This window comes from Sphingosinicella sp. BN140058 (assembly GCF_004135585.1).
GTDB lineage: Bacteria > Pseudomonadota > Alphaproteobacteria > Sphingomonadales > Sphingomonadaceae > Allosphingosinicella.
Genome location: NZ_CP035501.1, coordinates 5,627,902 through 5,645,094, shown reverse-complemented (window position 1 = coordinate 5,645,094; position 17,193 = coordinate 5,627,902). Strand labels below are relative to the sequence as shown.

The 17,193-nt window shown below is 66.0% G+C and carries 11 protein-coding genes; 3 read left to right on the top strand and 8 right to left on the bottom strand.

All coding sequences use genetic code 11. From position 1 onward, the window contains the following. Window positions 1-31 precede the first annotated feature (31 nt). The 5 genes from ETR14_RS25640 to ETR14_RS25620 all read right to left on the bottom strand — a co-directional run bounded on the left by ETR14_RS25640 (window position 32) and on the right by ETR14_RS25620 (window position 9,243). On the bottom strand, window positions 32-721 hold the full coding sequence (locus tag ETR14_RS25640) for a LamG domain-containing protein (RefSeq protein ID WP_129390840.1): 690 nt from the start codon (window positions 719-721) through the stop codon (window positions 32-34). Continuing rightward, entirely contained in the window at window positions 721-3,036 is a 2,316-nt protein-coding gene (locus ETR14_RS25635) for a glycoside hydrolase N-terminal domain-containing protein (RefSeq protein ID WP_129390837.1), read from the bottom strand. The genes ETR14_RS25640 and ETR14_RS25635 overlap by 1 nt, the downstream gene beginning before the upstream one ends. After that, window positions 3,033-3,887 (bottom strand): rhamnogalacturonan acetylesterase, encoded by an 855-nt coding sequence (locus tag ETR14_RS25630; RefSeq protein WP_243455689.1) that lies wholly within the window; start codon window positions 3,885-3,887, stop codon window positions 3,033-3,035. Before ETR14_RS25630 ends, ETR14_RS25635 begins: the two co-directional genes overlap by 4 nt. Continuing rightward, window positions 3,884-5,512, bottom strand: a complete 1,629-nt coding sequence (locus tag ETR14_RS25625; RefSeq protein WP_206185919.1) for a family 43 glycosylhydrolase — start codon at window positions 5,510-5,512, stop codon at window positions 3,884-3,886. Before ETR14_RS25625 ends, ETR14_RS25630 begins: the two co-directional genes overlap by 4 nt. Before the next feature lie 263 nt (window positions 5,513-5,775). Next, the gene (locus ETR14_RS25620) at window positions 5,776-9,243 is read right to left on the bottom strand and encodes a TonB-dependent receptor (protein WP_129390834.1); all 3,468 of its coding nucleotides are present in this window, start codon (window positions 9,241-9,243) and stop codon (window positions 5,776-5,778) included. Window positions 9,244-9,435: 192 nt separating this feature from the next. Here ETR14_RS25620 and ETR14_RS25615 point away from each other — a divergent pair, with 192 nt between their 5' ends. Genes ETR14_RS25615 through ETR14_RS25605 form a run of 3 tightly spaced genes read left to right on the top strand, consistent with a single transcriptional unit; the run spans window position 9,436 to window position 14,878 of the window. Next, complete coding sequence (locus ETR14_RS25615; RefSeq protein ID WP_206185918.1) at window positions 9,436-12,561, top strand: sugar-binding domain-containing protein; 3,126 nt, start codon at window positions 9,436-9,438, stop codon at window positions 12,559-12,561. Further along, window positions 12,561-13,844: a pectate lyase gene (pelA, locus tag ETR14_RS25610; RefSeq protein ID WP_243455688.1), complete on the top strand. Its 1,284-nt coding sequence runs from the start codon at window positions 12,561-12,563 to the stop codon at window positions 13,842-13,844. The genes ETR14_RS25615 and pelA overlap by 1 nt, the downstream gene beginning before the upstream one ends. Before the next feature lie 29 nt (window positions 13,845-13,873). Next, window positions 13,874-14,878 carry a pectinesterase family protein gene (locus ETR14_RS25605; RefSeq protein WP_129390829.1) on the top strand — a complete coding sequence of 335 codons (1,005 nt, stop codon included), beginning with the start codon at window positions 13,874-13,876 and terminating at the stop codon, window positions 14,876-14,878. Window positions 14,879-14,888: 10 nt separating this feature from the next. Here ETR14_RS25605 and ETR14_RS25600 read toward each other — a convergent pair whose 3' ends face one another. The 3 genes from ETR14_RS25600 to aguB form a co-directional block, all read right to left on the bottom strand. Beyond that, window positions 14,889-15,884 (bottom strand): serine hydrolase, encoded by a 996-nt coding sequence (locus tag ETR14_RS25600; RefSeq protein WP_129390826.1) that lies wholly within the window; start codon window positions 15,882-15,884, stop codon window positions 14,889-14,891. Window positions 15,885-15,983: 99 nt separating this feature from the next. After that, on the bottom strand, window positions 15,984-16,283 hold the full coding sequence (locus tag ETR14_RS25595) for an ASCH domain-containing protein (protein ID WP_129390822.1): 300 nt from the start codon (window positions 16,281-16,283) through the stop codon (window positions 15,984-15,986). 58 nt (window positions 16,284-16,341) lie between these two features. Then, window positions 16,342-17,190 carry an N-carbamoylputrescine amidase gene (gene aguB, locus ETR14_RS25590; RefSeq protein WP_129390819.1) on the bottom strand — a complete coding sequence of 283 codons (849 nt, stop codon included), beginning with the start codon at window positions 17,188-17,190 and terminating at the stop codon, window positions 16,342-16,344. Between the last annotated feature and the right edge of the window lie 3 nt (window positions 17,191-17,193).

Genomic DNA, 17,193 nt, shown 5'->3' with positions numbered 1-17,193 from the left:
GCTCCGGCGAGGAGCGAACGGCGGCGCATCATCATGGTCTCCCGCGATCAAGGAAATCGGCCGGCGCCAGTGCCCGCGGCGTGAACCGCGCGGCGAGGATCGCGCCCTTGAAATAATCGCGGCGATTGATCCGGGTACCGATGGAGGCGAGTCCCTCGGCCTGCGGTGCGAACGCGATCTCCGCCTCCGCTTGCAAAACGCCATCGACATACGCGCGGTAGGTCCGGCCGTCATAGACCTGGGCGACATGGTACCAGCGCCCGACCGGAAAGGTCTTGGCGGGCGCGACGAGCGCCTGGCGGTACTTGGGTCCGGTAGCGAACGCATCCAGGTACCAGCGGTCGCCGGTCACGCGAATTTCGAACATCAGCCGCGGTCCGTTCGGGTCCGGCGGCGATGTCGCTGCTTCGGCGAGGTGGAACCAGCGCTGCTCGAAGGCGCCGCCATCGGGCCGGAACACGGCCTCGAACGTGAAGCGGCCCGCGCCGGCGAGCGGATGACGTTCGACGAACAGCGCATCGTCGACACCGTCGAACAGCACCGCAAGGCCTCGATCCGTTTCGACGACCTGCGGCGTCCCTTCGCTCCGTACCTTCAGGCCGCCGAGCGTGTCGAGGCGATCGAACCGCCACAATGTCGCATCGCCGTCGCCGTGCGGCATCCCGGCGCAGCCGGCGAGCCCCAGCAAGAGAAGGACGACGGCGATGGCGCGCCGCGTCATCAAAGGTGCGCGCCTACCGCCTGAGTCTGGCCGGGCGCGAAGGCCAAGGTGCGGACATCCGGCCCGTAGGCGAATTCGCGCTCCACCGCGCCGGAGGCGCGAACGGTCGCCTCGGCCAGCGCTCCCTCCTGCCAGGCGAGATCGAGGATGAGGCCGCCGCGGAGGCGAACACCGGTGAGCCGACCGCGCGGCCAAGCCTTGGGCAAGGCCGGAAGCAGCGTCACCCGATCGGGCTGATCGCGGACGATCATCTCGACGATCCCGGCGGCACCGCCGAAATTGCCGTCGATCTGGAAAGGCGGGTGTGCGTCGAAGAGGTTGGGGTAGGTGCGATCGGGGCCGAGCAGCTTGCGCAGGACCGTGTAGGCGCGCTCGCCGTCGCCCAGCCGCGCCCACAAGTTGATCCGCCACCCGATTCCCCATCCGGTCGCATCGTCTCCGCGGATCGAGAGCGAACGCCGCGCGGCTCCGTAAAGGTCGCCGCGACCCGGTTCGATTTCGTGCCCCGGATAGAGCGCGTAAAGGTGCGAGACGTGGCGGTGCTGGATCTCGGGGGCGTCGAGATCCCAATCCTCCAGCCATTCCTGCAGCTGTCCGGCCTTGCCGATTCGATCGGCCGGGATGCGGGACAATGCTGCCGCAAACTGCTTGCGCATCCCGGCATCGCGGCCGAGCCGCTCGGAGGCCGTGATGATATTGCCGAACAATTCGCGCAGGATCTGCCGATCCATCGCTGGCCCCGCGCAGATGCTGACACCGGTGTGATGGGCATTTTCCGGGGATATGGACGGGGAGGTGACCAGGCCGCCGCCATGTTCGACGAGCGTGTCGAGGAAGAACAGGCCGCAGTCGCGCATTACCGGGTAGATGCGGCCGAGCAGTTTCGGATCCCGCGAATAATCCCAGCGGTCCCAGAGGTGCTTGCAAAGCCAGGCCCCGCCGGTCGGCCACATCCCGTAGAAGGCGCCGTCGATCGGCGCGGTTGCGCGCCAGAGATCGGTGTTGTGGTGCGCGACCCAGCCGCGCGCGCCGTAATTCGTCCGCGCGGTTCGGGCGCCGCTTTCCGCCAGATCCTCGACCATGGCGATGAGCGGCTCGACGCATTCGCCGAGCCCGGTCGGCTCGGCCGGCCAGTAGTTCATTTGGGTGTTGATGTTGATCGTGTACTTCGAGCCCCAGGGAGGGCTGCGGCTCTCGTTCCACAGGCCCTGCAGGTTCGCCGGCTGCGCGCCCCGGCGTGACGAGGCGATCAGCAGATAGCGGCCATATTGAACGTATAGGGCGGCAAGGAAGGGATCGTCGCGGCCGGTATCATGGCTGTAACGGATGCGCTCGTCGGTGGCGATGCCGGGGAAGGGATCGGCGCCGAGATCGAGCTCGAAGCCGCGGAACAAACGCCGGTGGTCGGTCTGGTGGCGGGCGAGCAGGGCGTCGGGCGCATGGCGTGCCGCCTTGTCGAGATCGCCGAGCACGGCCGCTTCCGGATCGCCGGAGACGTCCCGCCAGTTGCGGTAGCTGGTCCGGGCCGCGATCAGCAGAGTGACGGCGCCGTCGCCTTCCGCGTGCAACGTGCCGTCGGCGATGCGTCCATGGCCGCCCAGGGCGCGCACCCCGACCGCGTAGCGAAGCGCGCCGGCAACGCCGTTCGCGTCGCCGTTGCGTCCGGTGTGGACAAGGGTGTCGCCGCGGCTCTCGGCGCTTTCGGCCGCAAAGCGCAACACGGCGGCAACGGCCCCGCCGCCTACGGCCTCGATTCTGACCGCGATGACCTGATCGGGGGCCGACGCGAAGACGGTCCGCCGAAACAGCCGATTGCCCTGGCGCCACTCGGTGACCGTGGTCGCGGCGTCGAGATCGAGCCAGCGGCGATAGCCCCCGTCGGCCTCTCCGGGCAGGTCGATCAGCAGCTCGCCGAGGGTCTGGTACGACATTTGCCGGATCGGCCTTGCCATCATTTCGGCCTGAGCCAGATCCTGCGCTTCCTTGAACCGTTCCTCCTCGATCAGCTTGCGCACCCGGGGCAGAGCGGCGCGGGCGGACGGGTTGGACGGATCATAGGGGCCGCCGGCCCACAGGCTGTCCTCGTTGAGCTGAAGGCGTTCCCTGGTCGTCCCGCCATAGGCCATTGCCCCGATGCGGCCGTTGCCGACGGCGAGCGCCTCCACCCAGCGCGTCGCCGGCTGGCGGTACCACAGGGTCCAGCGCGAGGTGGCTTCGGGCGCCGCCATCGGCGCCTGGGCCTTGCCGCCGGCGGCGACGAGGCCGGTTCCGGCGAGACCGGTGAGCAGTGCCTGCCTGCGGCTGAAATCGATCATGGGATGAGGTTCCGGCGGAGGGCGGGCACCGCACGTGCCAGCTCCTCGACGACAAGGGCGGCGAAGAAATCGGCGCCTTCGGGGCCGACATGGGTGTAATCGAAGGCGAGCCGTGCCTGCCCCATCGGCTCGGCCGCCGCGTTGGCCGCGGCACTGGCTGCGGTGTGGCCGACGGGTGCGGCAGGCGCCTGGCCCGTAGACGCCTCGATCGTCGTGCCCGTCGCGGCCGCTGCCCAGATCTCGGCGGAGGGCGGCCGCTGCGCAAACTGGGTCGCGGCCGCGGCGCCGAGTGCCTGGATGGCTTTCGTGCTGCGGGCGTGAAGATCGACCAGAGGTGTGCCGGTCTCGGCCGCGACCCGCCGGGTCGCCTCCGCCCAGGGTGCAAGGTCGTCGATCAGCATGCCGTCCTTGAACTGGCGCCGGGTCAGCGGCGTGACCAGCACTGGAACGGCACCGGCGGCGCGCGCTTCGGCAACGTAGCGTTTCAGATTGGCGGGGAATTCGGTCGCGAGATCAGTCGAGCGACCCGGCTTGCCGGGCTGATCGTTATGGCCGAACTGGATCAAGACATAGACCTGCTCGTAGGGCGCCCGCCGCAGTTCGGAGAGCGCGATCTCCCATGATCCCTCGCTCCGGTAATTGCCCGAGCTGCGGCCGCCGCGGGCGAGGTTCACGCAGGCAAGGAAGGAGGTGACGTGGCGCGCGCAGAAGCTCGGCCCCCAGCCGCCGAGCACTGCGACCGTGGAATCGCCGACCAGCACGATCTTCGACGCGCGGATCTTCTGAACCGCCGGCGGGGCCGGTGCCGGCGCCGCGGCCAACATGGCGGCGGCGATCAGCGGCGCGATCACGCCCGCGCCTCGAAGCGAAAGTTGCGGAAGCGCGCATTGCCCTGGCCGGCCGAATAGAGGCCCGGCCGCAGCATCAGGAAGCCGCCGCGGACGTTGTGGTGGTAGCCTGAGACCTCCATGCCGCGATCGAACCGCTTCCAGGTATGGCCGCCGTCACCGCTGGTGTCGTAGGTCACGATGTGGCGATCGTTGGTCACGCGCATGCGCATGCGTCGCCCATGCGGATTGGCCGGGCGTCCGCGCTCGATGCCATATTGATGGGTGACGAAGCGCGTGCCGTCGAAGCCGAGGCCTGCGTAAAGCTTGTCGTCGTAGAACAGGATAAGGCCCGCAGTGCCGCCTTCGTCGATTTCGATGTCGCATTCGAAGCGATAGGCCTGGTCGCCGGCGATCAGCAGCAAGGGCGAGGAATCGCTGGGCGCCTTGCCGCGGGCGGCGAGGTGGAGGGTGTTGCCTGCCACACGCGCACGCTGTGCCTCGTCCGCGGCCGGCTTGAAGAAGTTCCAGGTCTGGCCAAGCCGGAGTCGGCTGAAATCGTCGGACAGAGGCTGGCCATGCCGCACGGCCGTACCGCCCCTTGGTTTGGCGATCGGCCGCGACAGATCGCCGCCATTCATCCGGAACCAGCCGTCGGGCATCCACTCGACGGGATCGAGCAGGGTCTGTCGGCCGAGAGTCCAATAGCCGTTCTCGAAGCCGTGATAGACCGACCACCAGCTTCCGTCGGGGCCCTCGACCAAGGTGGCATGGCCGCGCGACCACCATTTCTCGTCCAGCGAGGTGGTGCGGACGAGCGGATTGTTCGGGCAATTCTCCCAAGGCCCGTTGATCGAACGCGATCGTGCGGCGATCACCATGTGGCCGGTCGGCGGGCCGGCGGTGCCGCCGACGGCTGTGATCAGGTAGAAATAGTCGCCGCGGCGGGTGATCTTCGGGCCTTCCGGCGCGAAGCCTTCGACCACCCAATTCTCGGGGTAGCGCCACGGGTCGTAGACATGCTCGACCGGACCCGCCTTGGCGAGGCCGTCCTCGGACAGCCGCACCCGATCGCCGCCGGACAGGAACAGCCAGCGTGATCCGTCTTCGCCGACCGCATGGCCCGGATCGATATGGTTGGGAAGATCCAGATCGACCGGATCGGACCAGGGGCCCTTGATGTCGTCCGCCCAGATTACCCACGAGGTCGTCTTCGATCCCGGCGCCGGCGTCTTCTTGGTCGGTATGTAGAGATAGTAGCGGCCCTTGTGGCGGGTGAGCTCGGGCGCCCAGACCGAGCCGATGTTGCGGGTGAGGGCGGCGGTCACCGGCGTCCAGTTCACCAGATCGCGCGAATGCCAGATGACGAGGCCGGGGTAGGAATCGAAGGTGGAGAAGGTCATGTAATAATCCGAACCGTCCTTGAGGATGGTCGGATCGGGATGGTCGCCTGCCATCAGCGGGTTGAGAAAGGTGCCGTTGCCGAGATCGGGGACGCGCTGATTGTCGTAGCCGCGCTTCCAGTCCGTCGCGGCGCCGGCCGGGGTGCGGCGCGCCTCGGCGAGGGCGCCGCCGAAGCCGCCGAGCCCGCCAAGTGCGGTTCCGCCGATCACTACGGCACCGAAAGCATCACGCCTGCTGAAATCCACCTCTATCCTCCTCGTTCGGGCCTACGTCCCGCGCCACGTTGGATCGCGCGCGCCATCCGGTTCTGTCGACCCGGGTGAGCGCGATTCCGATCTCGATCGCTTTTTGTTGCACGGCACCGGTCGAGCGGTGAAGCCGAACCGCCGCCTCCGGCGCTGATATTCCTTGCTCCGCCAGCTGACGCAGCCGGCGGAGTTCCTCGTCGGTCCAGTGCTTGTTCGGGCCTCCGCCGTTCCCCGCCATCTCCAGTCTCCGGAGTCTGGGATCAGAAGCGCGCCCGAAGGCCGAGGCGATAGATCGGCCCGGAGCTCGCATATTGGGTGACCACCGGCGAATCCTGGTAGCCGAAGCGTTCGCTTGGCTGGTTGGTCAGGTTCAGCCCTTCCGCCGTGATCGAGATCCACTTGGTGATTTGGTAACTGAGCGATGCGTCGATGTTGGTGGTGGAGCGGCTGAACACGAAGTCGTTGATCAGCGGACTGTCGCACGACGTGCCCTCGGTCGCCGGGTTGCTCGGCAGCGGGTTGAGGCCGGGACTGCAATTGCCCGCGGCGATCGGATAAGCGGTGCTGTAGCCCTTGCGATGGGCAACCGAAACGCGGGCGCGGAACTTGTCGGTCTCATAGTAGAGCGTTCCGTTGAGCGCCTGCGGCGAGACGTTGAGGAACGGCGCCTTGCCCGTCGTCTGCGGCGTCGTCGCGGTGCCCGGATCGAGAATGTAGTTCAGCTCGGACTTGATGTACGTGTAGTTGACCAACGCACCGAAATTCTTGAGGAAACCGGGCAGGAACGTGAAGTCCTGCTGGTAGCTGACCTCGAACCCGCGCAGGTAGCCGCCGGGTGCATCGCGGAACTGGCGGGCCGTGAACGGCGCGTCGGCGTCGATATAGGCGAGCTGGTTGGCATTGGTGAATTGCTGCCGAAGCGCATCGATATTTTCGGCATCGAGGAAGGTCGACAAGGGCGCGGCGTACAGCACGGTCTGCGGGAAGGAGCTGATATTCTTCTGGAAGCCGGCCACCGAGAGCAGCCCGCCCGGCGCAAAATACCATTCCAGGCTGACGTCGATATTGTTCGAATAGAAGGGCTTGAGCTTGGGATTGCCGACGGTCAACGAACCGCCTTCGAGCGAGCCGTTGTTCGGGATCGAGATTGCGGTGATCGACGGCGACAGGTTGCCGAGAAGCGGACGCGACATCACCCGCGAGGCTGCGAAGCGCACGAACAGATTGTCGATCGGCTCGTAGTTGAGGTTCAGCGACGGAAGGAAATCGGTATATTTGTTGGTGCCGACGATCGGGCGGCCGGCGGTGGTTCGCCCCTCCGAGCGCACGTCGGTGATCGCTACCCGGGTGCCGACATTGCCGCGCAGCGGCCGGCCGGCGATTTCGGTGTTGAAGTCCGCCTGCAGGTAGAAAGCGGTGTCCTTCTCCTCGACGCCGAAGCCGGCCGAATTGTTGCGTTTGTCGGTGATCCGCCAATCGCCCCACTTGTTCACGCAATTGCAGGTGAAGTCGAACAATTGGTCGAACTTGGCGATGTCCGGCACGTAGAAGCTCGTCACGGTACCGTCGGGAACCGTCAGGCCCTGGCCGAACTCGATCACCTTGCCGACGTTGGCCGCACTGGTCCCGGCTTCCTTCAAGGTCGGATTGAGCAGATCGTTGTTGCGCTCGAACTGGCTGGTTTCGAAGCCGAACTTGCGCTGGGTGCCGCCGAACGCAATCGAGAATTCGTCGTTTACGCGGAGATCGAAATCGGCCTTGAACGCTTCGTAGGTGTTCTTGACCGTGCGCTGATAATGGCGGATCGCCGAGAAGCCCTTGACGGTATCCCAATTGGCGGCGTCGGCGGCATCGAAGCCGAAATCGATCACCGGCATCGGATCGTCGCCGCGCTCGTCGTAGATGAACGTGCCGGGTGAATCCATGCGGTTGAACTCTACCAGCAGGCCGGTCGAGACATTGGTCGACTTGGACTGGCCGTAGGTCAGATCCACCTTGAAATTGTCCGTGAATTCGTGGGTCAGATTGCCGGAGACCTGGCGAAATTCGGTCGTGTAGCTGGCCTGGTCGACGGCCGAGCGGAAGTCGACGTTGCGCAAGGCGAGATAGTCGGCGACGCCGTCGGTAACGTTGGCATCGAGCACGTCGACGCCTGGGCGACCGATCAGCGAACCGCGGAAGGCAAGCCGGTTGGACGAGGGAATGTAGCCCACCGACGCGGGGTTATTGTAATAATCGTACGGGTCGAGGTTGAACGGATTGACGCTGAAGATGTTCGCGTTGGTCGAAGTGACGCCGCCCGGAATCACCGCCGCCGAACCGAGCACCGACGGGCCGAGCGCGCCGGACTGGTTGAACGCGGTCGCAAAGGCGGGCGTGGTGCCGTACAATTCCTGACCGCAATCCTGCGCGGGAACGATTTCCGAGCCCGCGTTCGGGACGCACAGGCCGGGATAGAGCGCGCGCGCCGCGCTTGGCGTAAGGCTGCCGCCGGCGGTGTTGTAGACGCTGTTGGTGTTGTTGCGGTTGAGGCCGACCGACGAAATCTGGTTGTTGCGGCTGGTGTTCTCGAACCTGGAATAGAGGCCATCGATGCTCAGAACGGTGCGATCGGTGATCCGCCACTGATAGGCCGCGGTGACTCCGATCCGCTCGTTCTTGACGTCCTGCTGCTGCAGGGCGGCAAGGGCCGGGATGCGGACGAGTGAATCGTTGAGCCGGCCTTCGGTCGCATAGCCCGCCGGGTACAATTTCGCATAGGCTTCCGGGTTCGAGCCGGTGAGGATGTCGATCGCTTCGGGATTGGTGATCGCGCTGCCGAAATTGGTGCCCACGGGCGCCGAGAAACCGGCACGCTGGGGGAATTCGTTCCCCTGCCATTGCGTGCCGCGATAGAGATAATCGGAGGAGCCGGCGGTGCGGGCATATTGATCGAGCTCGTTCTGCGCCTTGCTGTACGCGCCCGACACCAGGATGCCCATGCGACCGTCGAGGAACCGAGTCGAGGCGAGGCCGGCGATGCGCGGGCTCGTTTTGCCGCTGTTCTTCTGATAGCTCGCTTCGGTCGAGAGCGCGAACTGCCGACCCTTGTAATCGAACGGACGGCCGGTGGTCAGATCGATGGTCGCGCCGAGCGATCCTTCGTCCGTTTCCGCCGACGGCGTCTTCTGCACCTTCAAGGAACTGAACAGCTCCGACGCGAAGGTGTTGTAATCGAAGGAGCGACTGCGATTGGGCGCGCTTCCGGCATCGTTGGAGCCGGCCGTCGAAAGCGCTTCGAGGCCGTTGAGCCGGGTCCGGTTGAAGTCGCCGCCAAGCCCGCGAACGGTGATGCCGCGGCCTTCGCCATTGTCGCGGTCGATAGAAACGCCGGGCAGACGCTGGAGCGACTCGGCGAGGTTCGTGTCCGGAAAATCCGCGATGTCCTCAGCCGTGATCGCGTCGACCTGCACGTCGGACATGCGCTTCACATTCAAGGCGTTGCGCAGCGAACCTCGAAACCCGGTAACGACGATGCCCTCGTCCGCTGCGGCGGCTTCGGCACCGACGCCAGCATCCTGTTCCGAGGTGACAACGGTGTCAACGCTGGCGTCAGTTTCGGATGCGATCGGCTCCTGAGTTGGGTCAGGCGTGCTTTGTGCGGCTGCCGGGACGGCGGTGAACGCCGCGATGATCAGGGCTGCCGACGAGACCGTGCAGGCAAATGGCGCTCTACGGGCGTGAGTCATCGTTCCTCTCCTCTGGTGCTGCCGGCGTTTGCGCCGGTCGAATGCGAATCGGTGTTAGCGTTACCTTGACACCGGTGTCAACATAACTCAGACCGGATTGAGCAGTCCGGGCCGGCGGGACTCGGTTTCCTCCGGCTGCTGGGGAGTGACGTCGATGCGGCCGAAGAGCCGGCACGACGGGAGGAGATGCAGGTGAAGGGTTTCAGCCGTCGAACTTTCCTTGGCGCCGCTGGTATGGGGCTGTCCGCAGCCTTCATCCCGTCCGTTCACGCGGCACCCATCCTCGGAGAAGTGCCGGACGATGGCTGGAAGATGTGGATCGACCGCGCGGCCGGCTATGCCGACGATCGTCTCTATCTTCCAGGCGAGGTCGCGCTGGCGGCGCTGCCGGTCAACCCTCCGACCGGCGGCTGGGCGGCACTGTGGAAGGCCCAAGCAGTCGACGTCAGCCTGCCGTCCACGGTCGAGGAGCATGCCTGGGGCGCGTTCGGGCTGAGACCGTATAATGGTGAAGAATACCGCTACGCAGAGGACGATGCGGTTCCGCAGAACGGCGCCTATCGGGGCGTGTCCTGGTGGTATCGTCCCATCGACATTCCGGCGGCGGCGGCAGGCAAGCGCGTGGTGTTGCATATCCGTGGCGCACGGCTGAGGGCCGAAATCTTCCTCAATGAACGGCTGGTGGGCTATTCGATCACGTCGGAGCTGCCGATCCACTGCGACCTCACCGAGGCGATGAAGCCCGGTGGCGCGAACCGACTGGCGATCCGGATTACCAATCCCGGCGGCCGCTACGATTGGCGCGACTCGACGACGATGACCTGGGGCAGCGTCAAGCTGTTCGCTTCGCACGGTTTCGGCGGGCTCGATCGCGGCATGACCCTCAGCGTGCATCCTCGCGAGGCGCATATCGCAGACGCTTGGGTGCTCAACACGCCCGATCCCCGTGAGGTCACCGCGCACATGGAGATCGCATTCGCGGACAGGCTGCCGTCGGAGCGGACGCTGCGCCGCAAGGCCACGCTGGCGTTACTGGATCCGCAGGGACGGGTGCAGCCCGCCGCCGCAACCCTCGAGGAGGTGCGCGTCGACGGCCAGCGCGCGACGATCGTCTTCCGCCTACGGGCGGAAGACGCGAGGCTGTGGGAGCTCGACAGTCCGAACCTCTATCGGCTGCGCTTCGGCTGGGGCGAGGATGTGCGCCTTGCCGAGTTCGGCTTCCGATGGATCGGAGTCGAGGGCGTCGGCACCAATGCCATGCTCCGGCTCAACGGCCGCCGCATCAAACTCTATTCGGCCATTTCCTGGGGCTATTGGGGCTATAACGGGCTCTGGCCGACGCCTGAACTCGCCGGACGGGAAGTCGCTTCGGCGAAGGCGCTGGGCCTCAACTGTCTCCATTTCCATCGCAACGTCGGCAAGGAGGAGGTTTTCGCGGCCCAGGATCGTGGCGGCCTGCTGCGGGTGATGGAGCCCGGCGGAGGGCGCCATGCGATCGGGCGTGATCTAAAACCCGGCGAGAGCTTGTCGCCGGCCGACCGGTTCAGTCGCGACTTCATGCGGGCCAAATGCGTGGAGATGGTGCGGGCGTTCCGCTCACACCCGTCGCTGGTCCATTATACCTTGCAGAACGAAATCGGCGCCGACCTCGCCAACCCCGACGTGCAGGCGGTGCTGACGGCGATGCATGATGCCGATCCGAGCCGCGCCGTGCTTCTCAACGACGGCTTCGTCGAGCGGGGCGCCGCTCAGGCGATGTACCTGCCCTATGACGATCACTACTTCCGCTCGGACGTGGAGAAATGGGGCGGCTGGTGGGTCAACCATCAGGGGGCCGGCGATCAATGGTATGACCGTTTCTACCAGTCGCCGGATTCGTACATTCACCGGCAGACGGGCAAGCCGTTCATTGTCGAGTTCGGCGAGATGCAGGGCTGCGCCGTCGGCGACAATCATGCCGGGATCGTTCGCGACATCGAAGCCCGGGGCGGCAAGGCCTATGACGTGGACGATCACCGCGAGATCCTGCGCGGCACCGAGGCTTTTCTCGACCGCTGGGGATTTCGCGGCGCGTTTCCGACCGCCGAGGCGCTGTATCTGTCGATCGGACGCAAATGTTACGAGGCCTGGGAAAATTATCTCGAGAACATCCGGATCGGCGACAGCGTCGACATCGCGGCGATCAGCGGCTGGGAGACCACCGCGATCGAGAACCATTCCGGGATCGTCGACAATCTGCGGCGCTTCAAGGCGGATCCGGAGATCGTTCGCCGCAGCCTGGTGCCGGTGCGACCGTGCGCGAAGCAGCGCCGGCTCGTCTATGCGCCGGGCGAGCGCGCCCTGGTTGATCTCTATTTGTTCAACGACAGCGGCCGGCAGGCGCCCGGAACGCTGGCGCTGTCGCTGCTGACCCCGGGCGGCACTGCGCTGCCGGTGGGAAGCTTCGAGGTTCCGGCACAGGATCCCGACACGTTCCGAACTTTGATTGCGGACGCGGTCGCGTTGCCGCCGTTCACCGAGGCCGGATCGTACCGGGTCAGGTTCACCCATTCCGCTTTCCCGGACGCCGGGTTCGAGCGCGAGCTCTGGGTGGTGGGTTCCGGGCCGCGCGCTGTCCGTCCGCTCCGCATCGCGCTGTCGGGTATTGCCCAGTCGTTGCGACGACAGCTCGAAGCGACCGACACTGCCCGGTTCGAGGATTTCCGCGCCGGGGTTGATTATGATGGGATCATCGCCTCGGGGCTCGCGGCCGACGAAATTACCCGGCGCCAGATCGGCGAGCAGACCGGATTGGAAGCCCAGCCGGCGAAGGGGGAAAAGCCGAAGCTCGTCCCCGGCAATCTTCCCGACGCGATCCTCGCCGCGGTTCGTTCCGGAACGCCTTTGCTTGCGATGGTCCCGGAAGACGGGCTCGCTGACGGGGTGGCGCGACAACTCTCCGCTTTGGGGCTGTTCCGCTATGAGGGGCAGGTCGGCAATTTGCGGGCGCCGTGGATGGGCAATTGGAATTATATCCGTGCCCATCCGCTGTTCGGTGGAATTCCGGTCGACCAGGCGACGAGCGTCCTTCATCAGATCGAAGGGCAGCCATCCAACGGCTTGCTCGTCGAAGGCCCCGGCGTCGAGATCATCGCCGCCTATAGCCGCGATCACGACCGCAAAAATGGTGCAGCGACGATGATCGCCCGGAGCGGCGACATGCGCGTTCTGATTCATCGGCTGCCGGACATGGTCGCGCCCCTGCAGCGTCGCTTCCTCGAAAACGCAGTGAACTGGCTTGCCGCCGATGCGCCCAATCTCTCCTCGAAAGGTCATTGATGAAACGCGCCTCGACCGCGATCCTGTTCGCTCTTGCCGTCATCGCGGTGCCCGGTGAAGCGCGGGTGATCGGCACCGCTACGTCGGCTCTGCCCGTGACAAGCACCCGGATTGCGGCTCTGCCGGCTGCGGAGCGAGCGCAATGGCAGAGCTACCTGGCCCGGTCCCAGGCCCTGATGACGGCGGACAAGGCGGCTCTTGCCGCGGAGCGGCGGCAGACGGGAGCAGGGACACTGCCTGAACGGCCTCATGGTGGCGGCGACGGCATGCCGCTCGATCGGGACGACGCCTTCTATCGGTCTGCGGAGGCGCGTGGCATCGCCGACAATATCGTCAGCTTTCAGACTCCGGCCGGGGGCTGGGGCAAGAACCAGAACCGGTCCGGACCGCCACGGGTGTCGGGGGAGGGGTGGGCGATCGTCGAGAAGCTGCCGCCTTATGCGGCGGGGGACATCCAGGCGGCCGATGCCGGCTGGGCCTATGTCGGCACCATCGACAATGGGGCGACGACGACCGAAATGCGCTTCCTCGCCCGGGTCGAGACGCAGCATCCGGGCAGAGACGGAGACGTCTATCGCGCAGCCTTTGCAAAGGGTGTCCGATATCTCCTCGCTGCCCAATATCCGAATGGCGGCTGGCCGCAGGTCTACCCGCTGCAGGGCGGTTACCATGATGCGATCACCTACAATGACGATGCCGTGGTGGAGGTTGCGCGCTTGCTGGCGGAGGTCGGCGCCGCCGGCGCGCCTTACGGGTTCGTCGCGCCTGAAATCGCTGCTAAAGCCCGTGCGGCCGCGAACAAGGCACTGACGGTGCTGCTGCGCAGCCAAATCGTGGTGAATGGCAGGCGCACTATCTGGGCGCAGCAGCACGATGCGCTGACCCTGGCGCCGGTCGGCGCGCGGGCGTTCGAGCCGGTGGCGCTCTCGTCCGCCGAGAGCGCCGGCATCCTGCGCTTCCTGATGGAACAGCCCGCTCCGTCGCCTGCGGTGATCGCCGCCGTGGAGAGCGGCATCGCCTGGCTGGCCGCCCACGGCTTGCGCGACGTCGAGTGGAGCCGAGCGGACGCGCGGCTGAACCCGAAGCCGGGCGCCGGACCGATCTGGGCGCGGCTCTATGATGTCGAGACATTCAAACCGGTGTTCGGCGATCGCGACCACAAGATCTACGACGACGTCAGCGAGATCAGTCAGGAACGCCGCCGCGGCTACAGCTGGTTCAACGCCGCGCCGTCTGCCGCACTCGCACGGTACCCCGCATGGAAGCAGCAAACGGCGCGCTGACCGCCTCTTCGACAAGGACAGGATTTGACATGAAGGCTTTGCTTGCGGCGATCATGATCGCCGGCTGTCTGCTGACCGGAGCGGCCCCGCCTGCGCAAGCCCGCGATCTGATCGTGTCTGCCTCGGAACGCGGCGCCTATCGCAGTGTCCAGGCAGCGATCGACGCGCTGCCGGCGGACGGTGGGGTCGTGAGAATCGCGCCGGGAACCTGGCGCGAGAAGTTGACGATCAGCGGACCCGGCGTGACCCTGATCGGCACCGGCAAGCGGCCGGATGCGACGATTCTCGTCTACGGAGATTCCGCCAAGAGCGCCGGCGGCACGTTCAACTCGGCCACGGTGACGGCGAGTGGCGATGATCTTCGAATCGCCAATCTCACCATCCAGAACGATTGGTGGCTGGTGCCCGGGAACCCACCCTCCCAGGCGGTGGCTCTGTCACTCACCGGCGACCGCGCTGTGGTCACCCGCGTACGCCTGCTCGGCCATCAGGACACCTTGTTTGCCAACAAGGGCAAGAACGGCCGCATGGCGCGACACTATTTCTCGAATTGCTATATCGAGGGGCATGTCGATTTCATCTTCGGCAACGCCAAGGCCTACTTCCGCGAGTGCCGGATCCATGGTCTCGCGCATGGCGACGTCTGGTACACGGCCCAGAGCCGCGCATCGGCCGAAGAGGATAGCGGCTACGTTTTCGATCGCTGCACGCTCACTGCCGATCCCGCAGCCCGCAACGTCTCGCTTGGTCGGCCATGGCGGGATTATGCGAGCGTCGTCTTCCTGCGCACGCGGATGGATGCGCAGGTGATGCCGGAGGGCTGGCGCGAATGGTATCCGGGCACGTCCAACCGTCTCCCGACGACTCGTTACGCCGAGTACCGCTCCTTCGGCCGGGGCGCCAACCCCGCCGCCCGTGCGGCCCCGGCGCGACAGCTGACCCGGGAGGAGGCGGCCGGATGGTCGCTGCGACGTTTCTTCGATGGCGATATTGGCTGGATCGATGCCGGCCTGAAACAGCTGCGACGGGGCTGAAGAGGGCTGCTCAGCGGCTCGGTGCGCTGCGACCCCGGACAGCCGAGCCCGAATTGCAGCCGCGTGCGGCCAGCAGATTGGTTGGTTCGGTTGCTTCCCGGACGATCTGGGAAAGCGACCTCTCGCCGGTCGTGGCGCAACTTGCTGCGGGGCGCGGCGCGGGTTTGGCGGGAAAGGTCATCCTCGCGGCGGTGCGAACCCTCGGGGTCTCGGCGTCGAAGGCGTCGTAGATGGTGCGCGCGGCCGAGGCGATCACGGCGGGGCGATTGACGCCGCCGCGCGCGAACAGCGCCACCGCGATGCGCCGCCCGTCCGGGAGTGTTACGAAACCGACATCGCCGGTATAGCCGGACAACGTGCCGGTCTTGTGCTCGACCTTGGTGCCGGCGGGCAGCAGCGCCCGCATCCGATTGGATCCGGTGCGGCAGCGGCTCATCATGTCGAGCAGGATGCGGCGGCTGGCCGGCGACAGCGCCTCGTCACCGTCGATGGTCCGGAGCAGACGCAGCATGGCTGTCGGGGTGCTCGAGTCCCGAACGTCGCGCAGGTCGCGGCGCGCGGCGAGCAACTGGGCGATCGTGCGGTCGACACGAATGCCGCTCAAGCCGTGGGCACGCAGCCAGGCGTGGATCTCCGCCGGGCCGCCGAGCCGCGCAATCAGCAGGTCGGTCGCGCGATTGTCGCTGCGCGTGATCATCTGCTCCATCAGCGTCCGTGCACTGACGCCGGCGATGACATCGTCGAGCGACCGACGGCCGTCGTCGACATCAGACAAATAGGCGGCGGCCACCGCTACCTTCATCGTGCTCGCCATCGGAAACGGCTCGTTGCCGTTGAAGCTGATCGTCTCGCCGGTTGCGAGATCGACGGCGGCAATGCCGTATTCGCCGGGATTTTCCGCGGCCATCGCGGCGAGCTTCTGCTCGGCCAGCCGATATTGCGGCGACGCAGCGGCAGGTGCGGCGACCAAGGCCAGCAATGGCAAAAGCAAAGCAAACACACGCATCGGCTACGCTCCAACTCCAGCCGCCATTATAGGACGGATACAGTCCGGCGGCGTGAAAAGCCCGCTCTTTTCCGTTCCCTGCTCCGGCAAGCGTAAAGATCAGGTTGCTTCAGGGCTCTCTGCCGGCGGTTCGTAATGGAACTCGACGAAATAGATGTTGCTGCCGCTGCCGTGGCGGGCCGTTTTCAGCAAATCCACGACGCCCGCGAAACCGGACCGGCGGGCAAGATCACCCGTGACGTCACCAAGCGCGATCGGACGAATAGCATCGACGACGACGTAGCCGCCTTCCAGCGAATATCGGCCGCCGACCTTGACGTGCGGCCGGGTCCAGATCCGGACGCTGCACGTGATCCGGCCGTCGCGTACGCCCTCCCGAAGCTGCTTGGCGAACATCATGCGGCCGAGCGTATCGCAGACCGGCGGTCGCGGACAGTCTGTCGCGACCGTCCGTTCGTCAGATGTCCTGGCTGATGCGGCCGTAGAGTTCCGGCCGGCGATCCCGGAAAAAGCCGAACGCGGCACGATGGGCACGGGCCTGCGCCAGATCGAGCGTTGCGACCAGCACGCCGGTATCGCTTGCACCGAACTCCGCCTGGATGTCGCCCCGTTCGTCGCAGATGAAGCTGTTGCCGTAATAACGCTGGCCATGCTCGGTGCCGATGCGATTGGCGGCGACCACCGGTACGACGTTGGAGACGGCATGGCCGATCATCGCGCGGCGCCAGAGGCGGCTGGTGTCGAGATCGGGATCGTGCGGCTCGGTGCCGATCGCGGTCGGGAAGAGCAGGATCTCGGCGCCGTCGAGCATCAGCGCGCGCGCGGTCTCGGGATACCATTGGTCCCAGCAAACGGCCGGCCCGACCTTGCCATACGGCGTCTTGAACGTCTTGAAGCCGGTGTTGCCGGGCCGAAAATAGAATTTCTCCGAGTAGCCCGGGCCATCGGGAATGTGGCTCTTGCGATAGACGCCCATCACCGCGCCCTGATCGTCGATCATCGCCAGGCTGTTGTAGTGATGATGACCGTCGGCCTCGAAGAAGCTGGTCGGAATGTAGACGCCGAGTTCTGCGGCAAGCTTCTGCATCGCCAGCACCGCGGGATGCTCATCGGCGGGCAGGGCGCGGGTAAAGTGGCCCTCGTCCTGGGTGCGACAGAAATAATGACCCTCGAACAGCTCGGGCGGCAGGATCAGCTTCGCACCCCTGGCCGCAGCTTCGCGGACCAGCTCGGATACGGCGGCGATATTCTCCTGGACATCGTCGGTGAAGGCGAGCTGGAGGGCGGCGACGGTGATCGTGGTCATAGT

Bases quoted from the DNA above. Each gene is read 5' to 3' on its own strand.
- ETR14_RS25640 (WP_129390840.1), bottom strand. From the start codon at position 721: ATGACGCGGCGCGCCATCGCCGTCGTCCTTCTCTTGCTGGGGCTCGCC.
- ETR14_RS25595 (WP_129390822.1), bottom strand. From the start codon at position 16,283: ATGATGTTCGCCAAGCAGCTTCGGGAGGGCGTACGCGACGGCCGGATC.
- aguB (WP_129390819.1), bottom strand. From the start codon at position 17,190: ATGACCACGATCACCGTCGCCGCCCTCCAGCTCGCCTTCACCGACGAT.
- ETR14_RS25600 (WP_129390826.1), bottom strand. From the start codon at position 15,884: ATGCGTGTGTTTGCTTTGCTTTTGCCATTGCTGGCCTTGGTCGCCGCA.
- ETR14_RS25620 (WP_129390834.1), bottom strand. From the start codon at position 9,243: ATGACTCACGCCCGTAGAGCGCCATTTGCCTGCACGGTCTCGTCGGCA.
- ETR14_RS25605 (WP_129390829.1), top strand. From the start codon at position 13,874: ATGAAGGCTTTGCTTGCGGCGATCATGATCGCCGGCTGTCTGCTGACC.
- ETR14_RS25635 (WP_129390837.1), bottom strand. From the start codon at position 3,036: ATGATCGATTTCAGCCGCAGGCAGGCACTGCTCACCGGTCTCGCCGGA.
- pelA (WP_243455688.1), top strand. From the start codon at position 12,561: ATGAAACGCGCCTCGACCGCGATCCTGTTCGCTCTTGCCGTCATCGCG.